The organism is Yonghaparkia sp. Root332 (genome assembly GCF_001425665.1).
Lineage (GTDB): Bacteria > Actinomycetota > Actinomycetes > Actinomycetales > Microbacteriaceae > Microcella.
In genome coordinates, this window is record NZ_LMCX01000001.1 from 284,490 (window position 1) to 300,522 (window position 16,033).

Annotated in this window: 16 protein-coding genes; 3 read left to right on the forward strand and 13 right to left on the reverse strand. The window is 70.0% G+C overall.

The window, feature by feature from the left end; translation table 11 throughout:
• The first annotated feature begins 144 nt into the window (after positions 1 to 144).
• Together ASC54_RS01305 and ASC54_RS01310 are read left to right on the forward strand one after the other, a co-directional pair.
• Positions 145 to 810, forward strand: coding sequence for a DUF3105 domain-containing protein (locus ASC54_RS01305; protein WP_235451352.1), 666 nt, complete (start codon positions 145 to 147; stop codon positions 808 to 810).
• Between the two features lie 9 nt (positions 811 to 819).
• Complete coding sequence (locus ASC54_RS01310; RefSeq protein ID WP_082514775.1) at positions 820 to 1,515, forward strand: DUF305 domain-containing protein; 696 nt, start codon at positions 820 to 822, stop codon at positions 1,513 to 1,515.
• Positions 1,516 to 1,525: 10 nt separating this feature from the next.
• Here ASC54_RS01310 and ASC54_RS01315 read toward each other — a convergent pair whose 3' ends face one another.
• The 4 genes from ASC54_RS01315 to ASC54_RS01330 all read right to left on the reverse strand — a co-directional run bounded on the left by ASC54_RS01315 (position 1,526) and on the right by ASC54_RS01330 (position 7,023).
• Positions 1,526 to 3,439 (reverse strand): ABC transporter ATP-binding protein, encoded by a 1,914-nt coding sequence (locus ASC54_RS01315; RefSeq protein WP_055896197.1) that lies wholly within the window; start codon positions 3,437 to 3,439, stop codon positions 1,526 to 1,528.
• Positions 3,440 to 3,624: 185 nt separating this feature from the next.
• Entirely contained in the window at positions 3,625 to 4,575 is a 951-nt protein-coding gene (locus ASC54_RS01320) for a carbohydrate ABC transporter permease (protein WP_055858233.1), read from the reverse strand.
• Positions 4,572 to 5,564 (reverse strand): carbohydrate ABC transporter permease, encoded by a 993-nt coding sequence (locus ASC54_RS01325; RefSeq protein WP_055859409.1) that lies wholly within the window; start codon positions 5,562 to 5,564, stop codon positions 4,572 to 4,574. Before ASC54_RS01325 ends, ASC54_RS01320 begins: the two co-directional genes overlap by 4 nt.
• Positions 5,565 to 5,667: 103 nt before the next feature.
• Positions 5,668 to 7,023: an ABC transporter substrate-binding protein gene (locus ASC54_RS01330; protein WP_055858230.1), complete on the reverse strand. Its 1,356-nt coding sequence runs from the start codon at positions 7,021 to 7,023 to the stop codon at positions 5,668 to 5,670.
• Positions 7,024 to 7,436: 413 nt separating this feature from the next.
• Here ASC54_RS01330 and ASC54_RS01335 point away from each other — a divergent pair, with 413 nt between their 5' ends.
• Positions 7,437 to 8,468 carry a LacI family DNA-binding transcriptional regulator gene (locus ASC54_RS01335; protein WP_055858227.1) on the forward strand — a complete coding sequence of 344 codons (1,032 nt, stop codon included), beginning with the start codon at positions 7,437 to 7,439 and terminating at the stop codon, positions 8,466 to 8,468.
• A 470-nt stretch (positions 8,469 to 8,938) separates the two neighbouring features.
• On the opposite strand, the gene rplL is transcribed toward ASC54_RS01335, so the two are convergent.
• The 9 genes from rplL to rplK all read right to left on the reverse strand — a co-directional run bounded on the left by rplL (position 8,939) and on the right by rplK (position 16,025).
• Positions 8,939 to 9,322: a 50S ribosomal protein L7/L12 gene (gene rplL / locus ASC54_RS01340; protein ID WP_055858224.1), complete on the reverse strand. Its 384-nt coding sequence runs from the start codon at positions 9,320 to 9,322 to the stop codon at positions 8,939 to 8,941.
• Between the two features lie 48 nt (positions 9,323 to 9,370).
• Positions 9,371 to 9,886, reverse strand: a complete 516-nt coding sequence (gene rplJ / locus ASC54_RS01345; protein WP_055858222.1) for a 50S ribosomal protein L10 — start codon at positions 9,884 to 9,886, stop codon at positions 9,371 to 9,373.
• Between the two features lie 317 nt (positions 9,887 to 10,203).
• Positions 10,204 to 11,049, reverse strand: coding sequence for an NAD(P)-dependent oxidoreductase (locus ASC54_RS01350; RefSeq protein WP_055858220.1), 846 nt, complete (start codon positions 11,047 to 11,049; stop codon positions 10,204 to 10,206).
• 9 nt (positions 11,050 to 11,058) lie between these two features.
• On the reverse strand, positions 11,059 to 12,534 hold the full coding sequence (locus ASC54_RS01355) for a cell wall metabolism sensor histidine kinase WalK (RefSeq protein ID WP_055858217.1): 1,476 nt from the start codon (positions 12,532 to 12,534) through the stop codon (positions 11,059 to 11,061).
• On the reverse strand, positions 12,534 to 13,274 hold the full coding sequence (locus tag ASC54_RS01360; protein ID WP_055858214.1) for a response regulator transcription factor: 741 nt from the start codon (positions 13,272 to 13,274) through the stop codon (positions 12,534 to 12,536). The genes ASC54_RS01355 and ASC54_RS01360 overlap by 1 nt, the downstream gene beginning before the upstream one ends.
• 4 nt (positions 13,275 to 13,278) lie before the next feature.
• The gene (locus tag ASC54_RS01365; protein ID WP_055896200.1) at positions 13,279 to 13,938 is read right to left on the reverse strand and encodes a DUF998 domain-containing protein; all 660 of its coding nucleotides are present in this window, start codon (positions 13,936 to 13,938) and stop codon (positions 13,279 to 13,281) included.
• A 10-nt stretch (positions 13,939 to 13,948) separates the two neighbouring features.
• Positions 13,949 to 14,677, reverse strand: coding sequence for a Pr6Pr family membrane protein (locus tag ASC54_RS01370; RefSeq protein WP_055896203.1), 729 nt, complete (start codon positions 14,675 to 14,677; stop codon positions 13,949 to 13,951).
• Between the two features lie 144 nt (positions 14,678 to 14,821).
• Complete coding sequence (gene rplA, locus ASC54_RS01375) at positions 14,822 to 15,511, reverse strand: 50S ribosomal protein L1 (protein ID WP_055896206.1); 690 nt, start codon at positions 15,509 to 15,511, stop codon at positions 14,822 to 14,824.
• A gap of 82 nt (positions 15,512 to 15,593) precedes the next feature.
• Positions 15,594 to 16,025 carry a 50S ribosomal protein L11 gene (gene rplK / locus ASC54_RS01380; RefSeq protein ID WP_055858203.1) on the reverse strand — a complete coding sequence of 144 codons (432 nt, stop codon included), beginning with the start codon at positions 16,023 to 16,025 and terminating at the stop codon, positions 15,594 to 15,596.
• Positions 16,026 to 16,033: the final 8 nt, after the last annotated feature.

Consider the following 16,033-nt stretch of genomic DNA (forward strand, 5'->3'; position numbering starts at 1 on the left):
GCCCCGAGGCCGCGACGGCCGCGAGTGCCGCGACCGGACCCGCTCTGACAGGAAGTCGAAAGGTGATCTGAGAGAATGGGGGCGCCCCGGCCGCGCTCTCGCGCGCGCCGACGAACCCCTCCCCTCACGGCTGGAGCCCCGAGCGTGTCGAACGACGAGAACCTCACGATCAAGCAGCAGCGCGAGAAGCGCCGCGCCGAGAAGGTCGCCGCCCTCCGCGCGAAGCAGGAGCGCGAGAAGCGCCGCAACCTCATCGCGATCGGCAGCGCCGTGGTCGGCGCCCTCGCCGTCGTCGCCATCGTCGTGTCGATCGTCGTCACGAGCGCGCAGCCGCGGCCCGAGCCGGTCGACCCCGACTCCATCGACATCGCCGGGCTGGAGACCTTCGAGGAGACCCAGGGCCTCCACGTCGAGGGCGCCGTCGACTACGACCAGACGCCTCCGGCGGGCGGCCCGCACAACGCGGCCTGGCTGAACTGCGGCATCTACGAGGAGGTCGTGCCGAACGAGAACGCCGTCCACTCCCTCGAGCACGGCGCCGTGTGGGTCACTTACGACCCCGAGGAGGTCACGGGCGACGACCTCGAGGCCCTCCGCGACGCCATGCCGAGCACGTACATCGTGCTCTCCCCGTTCGAGGGCCTCGACGCGCCCGTCGTCGCGAGCGCCTGGGGCGCCCAGGTGAAGCTCGACGGCGTCGACGACCCGCGCCTGGCCGACTTCATCACCAAGTACCGGCAGTCCCCCGACGCCCCCGAGCCCGGCGCGCTCTGCACGCAGGCCCTCGACGGGCCGGGCAAGATCGCGTAGGGAGCGATCATGACGATCACCGATCCGGCCGCCTCACCGTTCGGGGCGGATGCCCGACCGGAGCGCGGCCCCGCCCGCGTCCGGCTGATCGTCGCCGGGGCGCTGCTCGTGCTCGTGGCGCTCGTCGCCGGCGTGCTGCTGGGGCGCGCGACGGCGCCCGCGGGCGCCGCATCCGCCCCCTCGGCGGAGAGCGCCGAGGCCGGTTTCGCCCGCGACATGCAGACGCACCACAACCAGGCCGTCGAGATGTCGATCCTGCTGCGCGACCGCACCGACGACGAGGAGCTGCGGCTGCTCGCGCTCGACATCGCGACCGCGCAGTCGCAGCAGGCCGGTCAGCTGTTCGCGTGGCTGAACGTCTGGGGCGTGCCGCAGACCTCGACCGAGCCCGAGATGGCGTGGATGGCGCTGCCGACCCTCGACGGCGGCCACGACGAGCACAGCACCGCGCACATGCCGGGCGAGCCGATGCCCGGCCTCGCGACGCCGGAGCAGATGCAGGCGCTGCGCGACGCCGAGGGCCTCGAGGCCGAGAGGCTCTGGCTCGAGCTCATGATCGAGCACCACAAGGGCGGCGTCGAGATGGCCGAGGCCGTGCTCGCTCGCACCGACGACGAGCTCGTGACGCGGCTCGCGAACGGAGTGGTGCAGCTGCAGCAGAAGGAGATCGACTACATGACCGAGCTGCTCGAGGAGCGCTCGTAGCCCGCCTCGCTCAGAGCGCGTGCGGCGAGGCCTCCGCGGCCGGTCGCCCGAAGTCGGTCGACTGCTCGGCCACGAGCCGCGCGTACACGCCCCCGTGCGCGAGCAGCGCGTCGTGGGTTCCGCTCTCGACGATGCGCCCGCGATCGATGACGTGGATGACGTCGGCACCCGCGACCGTCGACAGCCGGTGCGCGATCGACACGGTCGTGCGTCCCCGCGTCGCCGAGTCGAGCGCCGCCTGCACGACGCGCTCGGAGACCGAGTCGAGCGCGCTCGTCGCCTCGTCGAGGATCAGCACCGGAGGGTCCTTCAGCAGCACCCGCGCGATCGCGATGCGCTGCTTCTCGCCGCCCGACAGCCGGTAGCCCCGCTCGCCGACGACAGTGCCGTAGCCGTCGGGGAAGGTCGCGATCGTCTCGTGGATGCTCGCCGCACGGCAGGCGCGCTCGAGCTCCTCGTCCGTCGCCTCCGGCTTCGCGTACCGCAGGTTCTCGGCGATCGTCGCGTGGAAGAGGTAGGTCTCCTGGCTGACGATGCCCACCTGCGCGATGAGGCTCTCCTGCGTCAGCTCGCGCACGTCGTCGCCCGCGAACAGCACGCGACCCTCGCTCACCTCGTGCAGGCGCGGGATCAGGTACGAGATCGTCGTCTTGCCCGCACCGGACGGCCCGACGAACGCCACGAACTGGTTGGGCTCGACCGAGAAGGAGACGCGATCGAGGGTGGGCGCCTGATCGGGCGCGGCGTCCGGGTAGCGGAAGACGACATCCTCGAATCGGATGCGCCCCACCTCGCTCTCGTCGACCGCACGCGCGTCCTGCGCCTCCGAGATCGCGGGCTTCAGGTCGAGGTACTCGAAGATGCGCGCGAACAGGGCGCCCGAGGTCTGGAGGTCCAGGGCGACCCGCATGAGCCCGAGCAGCGGGAAGGTGAGTCGGGCCTGCACCGTCGTGAACGCGACGAGCGTGCCGGCGGTGACCGCGACATCCGCCTGCAGCAGCCACGCCGCGACGAGGTAGATGATCGCGGGGATCACGCTGAGGAACACGTTGACCATCGCGAAGAACCACTGGCCGCTCATCTGCAGCTGCACCTGCAGGCCGCGCTGGGTCTCGTTCTCGTCCGCGTAGCGGTCGACCTCGGCGTGCTGACGGAAGAAGCTCTTCGCGAGCATGATGCCCGAGACGCTCAGGGCCTCCTGCGTGATCGCGGTCATGTCGCTCAGCGACTCCTGCGTCTTCGTCGCGATGCGCGCGCGCACCTGGCCGACGCGCTGCTGCGCCGCGATGAGCAGGGGCAGCAGGATGACCGCCGCGAGCGTCAGCTGCCAGCTCAGCAGCAGCATCGCGACGAGCGCGGCGAGCACCGTGACCGTGTTGCCGATGACGCTCGAGACGGTGTTGCTCAGCACGCTCGCGACGCCGCCGACGTCGTTCTGCAGCCGCGACTGGATCACGCCGGTCTTCGTGCGGGTGAAGAAGGCGAGCTCCATGCGCTGGAGGTGGTCGAAGAGGGTCACGCGCAGCTGCGCCATGACGGCGTTGCCGACGCTCGCCGTCAGGTAGGTCTGGGCGATGCCGAGCCCGGCGCTCGCGACCCACAGCACGAGCATGAGGCCGACGATGCGCAGCAGCACCGGCACGTTCGGCTCCCCCTCGGGCGGGAACAGCCCGACGTCGAAGGCCTGCTGCGTCAGCAGGGGCGGCAGCACGCTGAGGCCGGCGCCGACCAGCACGAGCGCGATCGTGAGCGCGAGGCGCGACCGGTGCGGGGCGAACAGCCGCGCGATCCGCGGCAGCAGATCCGGGATGCGCGGGGCGTCTGCGTTGGCCGCACGCTGCGCGGCGACGTCGCCGCTCGAGATGCGCGTCCGCGCCTTGCCGTAGCGGCCGACAGTGCCCGGCCCGGGCGAGGGATTGCTCACCTCGCGAGCCTAGAGCGGCACCCCCGACAGCGCGCAGGGAGGCGGCGCGGCCCTGAGCGAACAGCGGGCGCCCCGCGCGCGATGGCGACGGATGCCCGGGGCGCGACCGCGGGAATCCCCCGCTCGCGACGGCGCCCCCGGGAGTCTCCTCCCGGGGGCGCCGTCCGAGCTCGGTCTCTCGGCCGCTAGCCCTTCGTCGAGCCGGCCAGGAGGCCGCGCACGAAGTAGCGCTGGAGGCTGAAGAACACGATGAGCGGGATCACGAGCGAGATGAACGCCGCGGCGGGCAGTCGCTCCTGGTTGCGCCCGAAGTTGCCGACGAGCTCGGCCAGTCGTTGCGTCAGTGGCGCGACGTCGGCGGTGCCCCCGGAGAACACGAGGGCGACGAGCAGGTCGTTCCAGACCCACAGGAACTGGAAGATGCCGATCGAGGCGAGCGCCGGGAGCGACAGCGGGATGATGATCCGGAAGAAGATCTGCGTGTGGTTCGCGCCGTCGACGCGCGCCGCCTCGATCACCTCGCCGGGGATCTCCGAGATGAAATTGTGCATCAGGAAGATCGTCAGCGGCAGGCCGAAGATCGTGTGCGCGATCCACACTGCGGGGAACGTGCCGCTGATGCCCAGGACGCTCGAGAAGATCTGCAGGAGCGGGATGAGCGCCATCTGCAGCGGCACGATCTGCAGGGCGAAGATGAGCACGAAGATCGCGCCCGAGCCCTTGAACTTGATCCACGCGAACGCGTACGCGGCCATCGTGGCGAGGATGATCGGGAACAGCGCCGCCGGCACCGCGATGATGATCGAGTTCACGAAGTACGAGCCGAGGTTCGCCGAGCTCGCGCCCTGGGTGGTGAGCACGTCGGCGTAGTTCTCGAGCGTGAAGCTCGGGCTGACGAACATGTTCCACCAGCCGTTGGTGCGGATCTCCTCCGGCGTGCGGAACGAGCTCACCAGGAGGCCGAAGGTCGGGATCGTCCAGATCACGGCGATGATGACGGCGGCGATCGTCGCGCCGGGCGAGGTCAGGCTCTGCTTGGCCTTGGATGCCCGGCTCGGCCTGGCGGCGCGGGGATCGTTCTTCTGGCCGAGCGGGCGGTCGAGCTTCGCCTCGGCCTTGTCGGTGATGTCGGTCATCGGATCTCCTTCTGCTTCCGCATCACGCGCACGTTGTAGACGACGATCGGCAGGACCATGAGGAACAGGATCACCGCGAGGGCCGAACCGTAGCCGAACTCGTTGCGGTTGAAGGCCTGCGTGTACATCTCGTTGGCGACGACCGAGGTATCGAAATTTCCGCCGGTCATCGAGCGGACGATGTCGAACACCTTCAGGGTGGCGATCGAGATCGTGGTGATGACGACGACGAGCGTGCCGCGGATGCCGGGCAGCGTCACGTTGCGGAACTGCTGCCACGCGTTCGCGCCGTCCAGTCGCGCGGCCTCGATGATCTCGACCGGCACGCCCTTGATCGCGGCCGAGAGGAGGACCATCGCGAAACCGGTCTGGATCCAGACCATGACGACGATGAGGAAGAAGGTGTTCCACGGCGAGTTCACGAGGAACTGCTGGGGCTGACCGCCGAACCAGACGATGATCTGGTTGAGCAGACCGATCTGCTCGGCGAAGCCGACCTCGCGGAACTCGTACATGAAGCGCCAGATGATGCCGGCGCCGACGAACGAGATCGCCATCGGCATGAAGACGAGCGATTTCAGGACCTTCTCGCCCTTGGACTTGTCGATGAAGATCGCGTAGGCGAGGCCGATGATCGTCGACAGGGTCGGCACGAGAGCGACCCACACGAGCGTGTTGCCGAGCGTCAGCAGGATGTCGGGCTGAGTGAACATCCAGACGAAGTTGTCGAGACCGACGAACTCGTTGCCGGTGCGGTCGTAGAACGCCAGGAGCGTCGTGCGGACCGCGGGGTAGATCAGGCCGATGGCGAGAAGGATGAGCGCCGGTGCCACGAAGGCCAGCAGCTGCCAGAAGTCCCGCCCCTTCTTGGGGGCCCGATCGGCGAGGAAGAGAATGATTCCGATGACCGCCGCGAACACGGCGAGGCCGAGGAGCATGAGTCCGAACTTCTCGAAGAGATCGGACCAGAACGGCGCTAAACCTCTCATGCGGTGAACCTCCATTGGTTTGACGTCACGCTACCTGAAGAACCGGCCCACCAGACGAGGGATCGTCTGATGGGCCGGTCTCAGTGATGGTTCAGCCGAGCGGTTACGGGAAGGTGCTGTCGATCGCCGACGTCACGTCCTCGGTGGAGGCTCCACCGACCCAGTCGACCATGCCGGTCCAGAACGAGCTGGTGCCGACGGCGGCGGGCATGAGGTCAGAGGCGTCGAAGCGGAACACCGTGTCCTCGCCCTGGAGGATCTCGATCGACTGGCGAGCGAGGTCGGACTTGGCGTTAGCGGGGTCGAGACCCTTGTTCGCCGAGATCACGCCGCCGAGGGAGATGCGGTTGTTCGCCCAGACGTCGCTCGAGAGGTAGGCCTGCACCGCGCCCGTCGCCTCGTTGTCGTTGAACGCGGCGACGAATTCGCCACCACCGGTGACGGCTGCGCCGTCGCCCTCGTTGATCGGAGGAGTGATGAACGCCCAGACGTCGCCGTCAGGAGCGACCTCGACGCCCTCGCCCCACTGGGCCTCGTAGAAGGAGGCCTGGTGGTGCAGCGAGCAGTTGCCGTCGAGGATCGCCAGACCGGCGTCCTGGAAGGTGGTGGTGACGATGGAGTTCACGCCACCGAAGCCGCCGTTGACGAAGTCGGGGTTGAGGATGATCTCGCCGACGAGGTCGAAGGCCTCCTGGATCTCGGGGCTCGCGAAGTCGAGCTCACCGGCGACCCACTGGTCGTATGCCTCGGGGCCCGCGGTGCGGAGGACGAGGTCCTCCACCCAGTCGGTGCCGACCCAACCGGTCGCGTCGCCCGAGCCGAAGCCGACGCACCAGGGGCGGTACGGGCCCTCGTTGCGCTCGGTCATCTGCTCGGTGAGGCTGATGAGCTCGTCGTACGTGGCCGGGACCTCGTAGCCGTTCTCCTCGAAGTCCGACGGCGAGTACCAGACGTAGCCCTTGACGCTCGCCATGAGCGGAGCGGCGTAGAACTCGCCGTCGACGGTGCCGTAGCCCTTCCAGGACTCGCTCCAGAACTCGTCCACGTTCGCCTCGACGGCGTCCGGCGCCGGCACGACGTAGCCGTCGGCGATGAGGCGCTGGAGGAGACCCGGCTGCGGGATGATCATGAGGTCGGGCGCGTCGCCGGCCTGAGCGCGGACGTTGATCTGCGTCTCGGCCTCCTGCGTGCCGTTGTACTCGATCTCGATGCCCGTGCAGGCCTCGAAGTCGGACCAGGAGGTGACGAGGTTGTCGGCCTCGACGTCGATGATCGTCGCGTAGATCTCGACGGTCTCGCCCTCGAACTGGCCGTAGGCCTCGTAGTCGGCGCAGTCGGCGTTGCCGCCGTCGGGGCCGCCGGCTCCGGGCTCGTCGGCCGCGCAGCCCGCGAGCACGAGGCTGAGGGCACCGATTGCCGCTGCCGGCGCGATGAGCCGGCGTCGGAGGGTGGAACTCATGTGTTTCCTCCTCATTGAGGGTGAAACAGCGCTCCGGGGGTGGCGCGCCGCACTGGGTGGTAGATGGTGCGTGGTAGGTGGTGCTGTTCTGCAGGTGGTGCAGGGTGGAACGTGCTGCGCCGAGCGACATGATCCGCCACATCGGGAACCGGTTCCAGGAGTCACCGTATGTCACGTCGCGGTGCGCCGCAACAGTGGTTACGGGGGCTGTTACACGAACGTTGCGGAACGCTCGGGAATCTCCCTGACTTCTCGGTGGGGAATCGCGCGGCGATACCGTTTCCACCTGGCACCGGTTCCACAGGGGCGGGCATCCGGCTACACTGACGCTTCGACGGCCCTGCACCGCTCGTGATCCGTGCCACACCGCACGATCTGCCCGCATCGGCCGGTCCAATGGAGGACGGAGCAGCATGAGCATCCTGGCCGACGTCGCGCGCATCGCGGGCGTGTCGAAATCGACGGCCTCGCGCGCGCTCTCGGGCCGCGGATACGTGTCGGAGGACACCCGCCTCAAGGTCGAGCAGGCCGCCGCCGAGCTGGGCTACGTCGTCTCCACCGCCGCGGCGAGCCTCGTCACCGGTCGCACGCGCAACGTCGGCGTGGTCATCCCCTACATCAACCGCTGGTACTTCGGCGAGGTGCTCGAGGGCATCGAGGCCTCCCTCATCCAGGCCGGCTACGACCTGACGCTCTACCGCCTGTCGAGCGACGCCGATCTGCGTCGCCGTGTCTTCGACTACTTCCTCGTCCGCAAGCGCGTCGACGCCGTCATCTCGGTCGCGATCGCGCTGAGCCCGCACGAGGTGCACATGCTCCAGGCGCTGGGGAAGCCGCTCGTCGGAATCGGCGGACTCATCCCGGGCATCCCCTCGCTCTCGATCGACGACGTCGAGACGGCGCGCCTGGCGACCGAGCACCTCATCAGCCTCGGGCATCGCCGCATCATGCACATCGGCGGAGACCAGCACGAGCAGATGGACTTCCGCGTCCACTCGCAGCGCTACGTCGGGTTCGAGCGCGCCCTCCGCGAGGCGGGCATCACGCTCGAGGACGGCTTCCGCGACGCCGAGTTCTCCATCCAGGGCGGGCACGCCGCGGGGCTCGCGGTGCTCGGCGACCCGCGTACGCGCCCGACCGCCATCTTCGCGGGATGCGACGAGATCGCGATCGGCATCATGGTCGCGGCCCGACAGCTCGGCATCGCGATCCCGCAGGAGCTGTCGGTCATCGGCATCGACGGGCACCCTCTCGCCGAGACGTTCGGCCTGACCACGGTCGTGCAGCAGCCCGGCGATCAGGGCGCGCGCGCGGTCGAGCTCCTGCTCGGGCAGCTGGACGCGACGCCCGAGGCTCCGCCGTCGGAGCACATCGTGCTGCCGACGACGCTGAGCGTGCGCACGAGCACGGCGGCACGGCGCGAGTCGCCCGTCACGACCGGGTAGCTCGCCCGCGCACCCGAGACACCCACTCGCGGGCGCCGCGCCGCGCCGCCCCTCGCCGCCCCTCGCCGCCCCGCCGCGCGCATGCGGAGCGTGCACGTTCTCCGGAGTTCTGGTTCCACGGGTCGCGCTGGTGCGGGATCGCCGACCCGCAGGAGCCGAAACTCCGGAGGACGTGCACGCCACGGGTCGGCGACGTGCCGACGGCGCGCGCGTCTCCCCGCTTCGGGCGGATCGTGCGGGATCGCGGCGTCCGGAGCGCTCTGATCAGTACGAGTCGCGCGGCAGCGGCGGGGCGGGAGCACGAGCACGGGGGCACGGCGCGAGTCGCCCGTCGCGACCGGCGCGCTCGCCCGCGCCGGGGTCGAACCGCGCGCACCCCGCGCCGAGCATCCACCGCCCCCGGGAACGCGAACGAGGCGCCGCCCCCCTCAGGGAGCGACGCCTCGTGAACCCGGCGAGCCGGGCGGGAACTACTTGAGGGTGACGGTGGCGCCGGCCTCTTCGAGCTGGGCCTTGGCCTTCTCGGCCGTCTCCTTGTTGGCGCCCTCGATGACGGTCGCCGGGGCGCCGTCCACGAGCGCCTTGGCCTCGCCGAGGCCGAGGCTCGTGAGCGCGCGGACCTCCTTGATGACCTGGATCTTCTTCTCGCCGGCGGCCTCGAGGACGACGTCGAAGCTGTCCTTCTCCTCGACCTCCTCGGCGGCGGCGGCGGGGCCGGCGGCGGCGGCGACCGCGACGGGCGCGGCGGCGGTGACCTCGAAGACCTCTTCGAACTTCTTGACGAACTCGCTGAGCTCGATGAGCGAGAGCTCCTTGAACGCCTCGATGAGCTCGTCGGTGGTGAGCTTGGCCATGATTTTCTCCTTAGTGGTTGGTACTCGTCGTGAACCGGCGGGCTGAGATCAGCTGCCGGACTCCTGCTTCTGCCGCAGCGCGTCAACCGCGCGGGCGGCCTGCGCCAGCGGCGCGTTGAACATGTACGCGGCGCCGAACAGCGAAGCCTTGACGGCACCGGCGAGCTTCGCCAGCACCACCTCACGGCTCTCGAGCTCAGCGAGCTTCATGACCTCGGATGCGTCGAGCGGCTTACCGTCGAAGTAGCCGCCCTTCACCACGAGGTTGGGGTTTGCCTTGGCAAAGTCGCGCAGAGCCTTCGCGACGGTGACTGCGTCACCGCTCACGAATGCGATCGCGGAGGGGCCGGCGAGCATGTCATCGAGCGAGTCGATGCCTGCCTGGTTGGCCGCGATCTTGGTCAGCGTGTTCTTCACCACGGCGTACGACGCGTCTGCAGCGATGTTCGTGCGCAGCGTCTTCAGCTGCGCCACCGTGAGACCGCGGTACTCGGTCAGCAGAACGGCGGTCGAGCTGCGGAAGAGTTCCGCGAGCTCGGCGACCGTTGCTTCCTTGTTCGCCATGGTGCTCCTCTAGTTGTCGTTGGTGTTGCCCACGACCACCGGAGCCCGGCTCGAATGACGAAAGCTCCGGCGCACGCGCACGGAGCTTCTTCGCCCCCCTCGATCAGACGGGAGGAGCGGATCTGTTCTGTGTCACCTGCGCGGGCCCCCGTCTCTCCGTCAGGAGAGGCGAGCCTTCGATCAGCGGTTCTGCTCGCTCACGCAGGCAGGCACGCCGATGACCAGCGGTCTTTGGCAGAGGCCAGGCTACGCGACGCGGGGCTCCGCGAGCAAATCGAGCCGGGCATCCGCCCCGCACGTGCGATGAGCGGCGCGGCTCAGACGTGATCGAGCCACGAGTGCTGCGGCGCGTAGCCGAGCTCGGCGCGCGCCTTCTCGATCGACAGCAGTGTCTCGCGGCCGGCCACGGGGCGGGCGAGCTCGACACCCGGGAACTCCTCGGCGAGGAGCTCCGCGCTGTCGCGGCGCATGACGGTGTCGGCCGCGGCGATGATGTACGTCTCGTAACCGGTGCGCTCGGTGAGCAGCGCGCGCTCGATCGCGTGGGCGCCATCGCGGCGGTCGATGTAGCCCCAGAGGTTCCAGCGGCGCACGCTCGCGTCGTCCTGCCAGGTCTCGAACTCCGCGTAGTCCTCCGGCGCCATGACGTTGCTGAACCGGAGCCCCGTGATGGTCAGACCCGGTTCGACGCGCATGATCTTCCGCGCGAGCTCCTCCTCGAGGTGCTTGCCGATCGCGTACATGAAGTTGGGGCGGGTCTCGGCGACCTCGTCGATCGGCGCGTACGGCGGCGCCTCGGTCAGCGGCAGCCCGAGCAGCGTCTCGCTCGACGCGTGCACGATGCGCGGCACCCCCGCGCGACGGGCGGCCTGCACGACGTTGATCGTGATGGCGAGGTTGCTCTGGATGAGCGCCGTATCGGGGCGGATGCCCGGCGCGGGCGTCGCGGCGAGGTGCACGATCGCGTCGAGGCCGTTCACGCGCTCCTCCACGCCCGCGACCGCGTCGGCGACCTGCCCGTAGTCGGTCAGGTCGATCTGCACGAAGTCGGACCCCCGGGCCCCGGTCGCGTCGAAGCCGATGACGTCGTGCCCCGCCTCGCGGAGGTGGTCGACGGCCGCCTGGCCGAGCTTGCCGGAGGACCCCGTGACAGCGATGCGCATGAGGTCAGGCTAGTCGGCGGGTCGGGGCGCAGCCTGGGCGGCGGGTGCGGCGGCGGGCTGCGCGGCGAGCGGCAGACTGATCGTGAAGACCGTCTCGCCCGGCTTCGACGCGACCGTCACTCGGCCGCGGTGCGCGGCGACGACGCCCGACACGATCGCGAGGCCGAGACCGGTCGAGCCGGTCGCGCGCGACCGCGAGGTGTCGGCGCGCGCGAACCGCTCGAACAGCACGGGCCGGATGTCGTCGGGGATGCCCGGTCCCGTGTCCGTGATCGTCACGATCGCGCGCCCCTCCAGCGACCCCAGGGCCGCGGTCACCCGCGTGCCCTCCGGCGTGTGGATGCGCGCGTTGGCGAGCAGATTCGCGACGACCTGATGGAGTCGATGCTCGTCGCCCTCGACGATCACGGGAGTCTCCGGCACGCGCACCACCCAGTCGTGCGCGGAGCTCGTGGCGCGCGCGTCGGCGACGGCGTCGACGAGCACCCGGCCGAGGTCGACGGGGTCGCGGCGCAGCTCGCGGCCCTCGTCGAGGCGCGCGAGCAGCAGCAGGTCGTCGACGAGGGCGGTCATGCGCACCGACTCCGACTCGATGCGGCTGAGCGCGTGCGTGATGTCCTCCGGGAGCCGGTGGCCGCTGCGACGGGTGAGCTCGCTGTAGCCGCGGATCGCGGCGAGCGGCGTGCGCAGCTCGTGACTCGCGTCGGCGACGAAGCGCCGCACCTTCTCCTCGCTCGCCTGCCGGGCGTCGAAGGCCGACTGCACGTGCTCGAGCATGCGCGTGAACGCCGCGCCGAGCTGGCCGACCTCCGTGTCGGGGTCGGTGTCGAGCTCGGGGAGCCGGTCGGCGAGGGCGACCGTGCCGCGGTCGAGCGGCAGCTCGGTGACGCGCGTGGCGCTCTCGCGCACGCGGGTGAGCGGGCGCAGGGCGACGCGGGCGACTTCGCGGCCGAGCACGCCGGCGACGACGAGGATGCCGGCGAGCACCGCGGTGATCACCGCTCCGAGGCGGGCCGTCGTCGACTGCACCTCGCGCGTGGACAGGCCGACGATGAGGGCGCTGTCGGCGTCGAGGCGGTCGGCGATGACGCGGAACTCGCCGAGCCCGCTGCCGAGCCGGATCGTGCGCGGGGAGTCGAGGGGGAGCTCGGCGAGGACGCGACGCTGCGCGGTCGTCAGCTCGCGGACATCCGCATCGGTGTCGAGATAGGCGGCGGCGATCGTGCCGTCGGCGTCGACGATGCCGACGAGCGAGTCGACGGGGATCCCGGGACGATCGAGCCCGACCCCGGGGCCGCGGCCGCTGCCCGCTCCGAGCGTGTTCTCGACGCGGGCGGAGGTCAGCCGGAGCTCCTCGTCGAGCTGGTCGAGGAGGTTCGCGCGGAGGAGGATGACGCTGAGGACGCCGATCGCGAGGGTCGCGAGCGTCAGCAGGGCGAGGATTCCCGCCACGAGCCGCTTCTGCAGCGACCACGACTGCACCATCAGGTGGCCGGTTTGATCATGTAGCCCACGCCGCGCACTGTGTGGATCATCGCCGGGCCGAGCGTGTCGATCTTCTTGCGCAGGTAGGAGATGTAGATCTCGACGATGCTCGAGCGGCCGCCGAAGTCGTAGCTCCAGACCCGGTCGAGGATCTGCGCCTTCGACAGCACGCGGCGCGGGTTGCGCATGAGGTAGCGCAGGAGCTCGAACTCGGTCGCGGTGAGCTCGATCTCGGTGTCGCCGCGGCGCACCTCGTAGCTCTCCTCGTTGAGGACGAGGTCGCCGACGTGGATCTCGGGGTCGGGCCGCTCGCTGACCACCATCGCGCTGCGGCGGATGAGGCCGCGCAGTCGCGCGACGAGCTCCTCGAGGCTGAACGGCTTCGTGACGTAGTCGTCGCCGCCCGCGGTCAGGCCGACCACGCGGTCATCGACCGCGTCCTTCGCGGTGAGGAACAGGACGGGCACATCGCGGCCGTCGGCCCGCAGGCGGCGCAGGACCTCGAGACCGTCGATGTCGGGGAGCATGATGTCGAGCACGACGACGTCGGGGGCGAACTCGCGACCCTGCTTGACGGCGTCGGCGCCGGTCAGGGCGGTGCGGACCTCCCAGCCCTCGTAGCGGAGGGCCATGGAGACGAGGTCGGCGAGCGAGGGCTCGTCGTCGACGACGAGGGCGCGGATCGCGGACCCGTCGGGGTGGGTGAGGCGGGGAGCGGCAGGGGTCTCATCAACGGCCATGCCTCTAGTCTGCGGAATCTCCTATGAGCCTCCTTTGAAGCGGCCATGCGGCGCGGGCGAGCCCCACCACGACGAGCCAGCCGATGCCGACCGTCGTCGCCACGAGCTCGAGATGGCTGCCGAACGCCGCATTCCACCGCGCGAGCGACAGCAGGCCGCCCGCCGCGGCGATCGCGCCGACGGCGAGCGCCATCCCGAGCGACAGTCGCGCGATCGTGCGGTGGCCGGGCGCGAACGCGACCTGCAGCATCGCCCAGCACGCGGCCGCGAACGCCAGGACGGCAGCGAGCGTGTGCGTGAAGTCCTGCACCGTGAAGGTGTCGCCCACCGGAAGCGGGCACCCGGCGGTGCAGGGCACGTTCGCGGCGACGAAGAATCCGAGGCACGAGAGCGCGAGGCTGAGCGCGGGGGTTCCCCGGCGGAGGATCGGGGTGCGCGCGCGCAGGTCGCGCACCGCCCACGCGACGAGCACTCCGCCCGCGACGAGCAGGAGCAGAGCGAGGCGGAAGGCCTCGGCCGTGGGCTCGCCGAGCGCGCCGAGCTCGCTGACGTAGAGCTCGCGCGGGACGGTGAGCCGGGCGGCCCAGATGATGACGAGCGAGGCGAGCACGAGAAGCGACCCGACGACGGAGAGCGCGGCATCGCGCCGACGAGCGGGGATCATGCGGGCAACGCTACGACGCGGGCGGCGGGGAGGGCCAGGCCTCGACGGGCCGGCGCGGAGCATCCGCCGCATCGATGCCGCGACCCAGCCGCGACCGCGAGATGCGGATCACGCCGGCGCCCACGAGACCGATCACGGCGGCGATGAGGATGACGTAGAACGCGACCGAGAGGTAGCCGTTCGGCGAGTTCGTCGGGTCGAGGAACGGGTACGGGTAGTAGGGCCCGTCGCGCAGCGGGTCGTAGGTGAGCGGGCCGCGCACGAGCGTGTACACCGCCCAGACGATCGGAAAGGCGACGATCGCCCAGAGGGCGCGCCACTCCATGCGCGGGCGACCCGGGCCGAAGAGCCAGTCGATGAGCAGGTACAGCGGGCCCCACACGTGCAGCACCTCGTTCGACCACGCGAGCGTCGCGCCCTGATCGAGCTCGATGTTGCGCAGCAGCAGGTTGTACACGATGCCGGTCGTCACCATGTAGGCCGTGACGGATGCCCGCAGCACCGTGAACCAGCCGCGCTCGGTGCGCAGGAGCTGGAACCCCAGCGCCATCACGAGCACGACCGTCGCGGCGATGTTCGACTCGATCGTGAAGAAGCTGGCGAAGTTGACGAGCCGGAAGGGAACGTCGGTGAGCCCCTGGTCGGCCCAGAAGTTCAGCGAGGTGACCAGCTGGCCGACGACCGCGCCGCCGATGGCGAGCGCCCCGACGACGCGGAGCAGGAGGAACGCGGCAGTCATGGAGCCCTTTCGGCACGAGAGTCTCGATCAGGCTAGAGCCGTGGGTGCCTCTCGATGCCGCGTATCGGCTGGGAACGCGGAAGGCCCCGCCGAAGCGGGGCCTTCGCGTCGATGCGCCGCAGCAGCGGCGGCGCATCGAGGAACTCAGAGCGCGTTGACGTCGAGCGGGATGCCCGGGCCGAAGGTCGTCGAGAGCGAGCCCTTCTGCACGTAGCGGCCCTTCGAGCTCGACGGCTTGAGGCGCAGGACCTCGTCGAGCGCGGCGCGGAGGTTCTCGTTGAGCTGGTCCTCGCTGAACGCGGTCTTGCCGATGATGAAGTGCACGTTGGCGTGCTTGTCGACGCGGAACTCGATCTTTCCGCCCTTGATGTCGGTGACGGCCTTCGCGACGTCGGGCGTCACGGTGCCCGTCTTCGGGTTCGGCATGAGGCCTCGGGGGCCGAGCACCTTGCCGAGACGACCGACCTGGCCCATGAGCTCGGGGGTCGAGACCGCCGAGTCGAAGGCGGTGTAGCCGCCGGCGACCTTCTCGATGAGCTCGGCGCCGCCGACCTCATCGGCACCCGCGGCGATCGCGGCCTCGGCCGCGGGGCCCGTCGCGAAGACGATGACGCGCGCGGTCTTACCGGTGCCGTGGGGCAGGTTGACGGTGCCGCGCACCATCTGGTCTGCCTTGCGGGGGTCGACGCCGAGCTTCAGGGCGACCTCGACGGTCGCGTTGAAGTTCTTGGAGCCCGTCTCACGGGCAGCCGAGACGGCCTCCGTGGGGGTGTAGTACTTGCCGGCCTCGAGCTTCTCGGCCGCGGCCCGGTAGGCCTTGGACTTCTGTGCCATGTTGTGTCTCCTGTGCTGAGTTCGCGGTGAATCGTGAGCCTGGCTGGCTCTCCCGCTGAGTGGGAAGGGGGAAGGCGGGCGCTTACTGCTCGACCGTGATGCCCATGGAGCGGGCGGTGCCGGCGATGATCTTCGCCGCGGCGTCGATGTCGTTGGCGTTGAGGTCGGCCTGCTTCTGCTCGGCGATCGCGCGCACCTGCTCCTTGGTGAGCTTGGCCACCTTCACGGTGTGCGGCGTCGACGAGCCCTTCTGCACGCCCGCGGCCTTCTTGATGAGCTCGGCCGCCGGCGGGGTCTTCAGGATGAACGTGAACGAGCGGTCCTCGTAGACCGTGATCTCGACGGGGATGACGTTGCCGCGCTGCGACTCGGTCGCGGCGTTGTACGCCTTGCAGAACTCCATGATGTTCACGCCGTGCTGACCGAGCGCCGGACCAATCGGCGGGGCGGGGTTCGCCGCGCCGGCGTTGATCTGCAGCTTGATCAGGCCCGTGACCTTCTTCTTCGGTGCCATTTCTTCTT

Bases quoted from the DNA above. Each gene is read 5' to 3' on its own strand.
- ASC54_RS01310 (WP_082514775.1), top strand. From the start codon at position 820: ATGACGATCACCGATCCGGCCGCCTCACCGTTCGGGGCGGATGCCCGA.
- ASC54_RS01320 (WP_055858233.1), bottom strand. From the start codon at position 4,575: ATGACCGACATCACCGACAAGGCCGAGGCGAAGCTCGACCGCCCGCTC.
- ASC54_RS01325 (WP_055859409.1), bottom strand. From the start codon at position 5,564: ATGAGAGGTTTAGCGCCGTTCTGGTCCGATCTCTTCGAGAAGTTCGGA.
- ASC54_RS01330 (WP_055858230.1), bottom strand. From the start codon at position 7,023: ATGAGTTCCACCCTCCGACGCCGGCTCATCGCGCCGGCAGCGGCAATC.
- ASC54_RS01335 (WP_055858227.1), top strand. From the start codon at position 7,437: ATGAGCATCCTGGCCGACGTCGCGCGCATCGCGGGCGTGTCGAAATCG.
- rplL (WP_055858224.1), bottom strand. From the start codon at position 9,322: ATGGCCAAGCTCACCACCGACGAGCTCATCGAGGCGTTCAAGGAGCTC.
- rplJ (WP_055858222.1), bottom strand. From the start codon at position 9,886: ATGGCGAACAAGGAAGCAACGGTCGCCGAGCTCGCGGAACTCTTCCGC.
- ASC54_RS01350 (WP_055858220.1), bottom strand. From the start codon at position 11,049: ATGCGCATCGCTGTCACGGGGTCCTCCGGCAAGCTCGGCCAGGCGGCC.
- ASC54_RS01355 (WP_055858217.1), bottom strand. From the start codon at position 12,534: ATGGTGCAGTCGTGGTCGCTGCAGAAGCGGCTCGTGGCGGGAATCCTC.
- ASC54_RS01360 (WP_055858214.1), bottom strand. From the start codon at position 13,274: ATGGCCGTTGATGAGACCCCTGCCGCTCCCCGCCTCACCCACCCCGAC.
- ASC54_RS01365 (WP_055896200.1), bottom strand. From the start codon at position 13,938: ATGATCCCCGCTCGTCGGCGCGATGCCGCGCTCTCCGTCGTCGGGTCG.
- ASC54_RS01370 (WP_055896203.1), bottom strand. From the start codon at position 14,677: ATGACTGCCGCGTTCCTCCTGCTCCGCGTCGTCGGGGCGCTCGCCATC.
- rplA (WP_055896206.1), bottom strand. From the start codon at position 15,511: ATGGCACAGAAGTCCAAGGCCTACCGGGCCGCGGCCGAGAAGCTCGAG.
- rplK (WP_055858203.1), bottom strand. From the start codon at position 16,025: ATGGCACCGAAGAAGAAGGTCACGGGCCTGATCAAGCTGCAGATCAAC.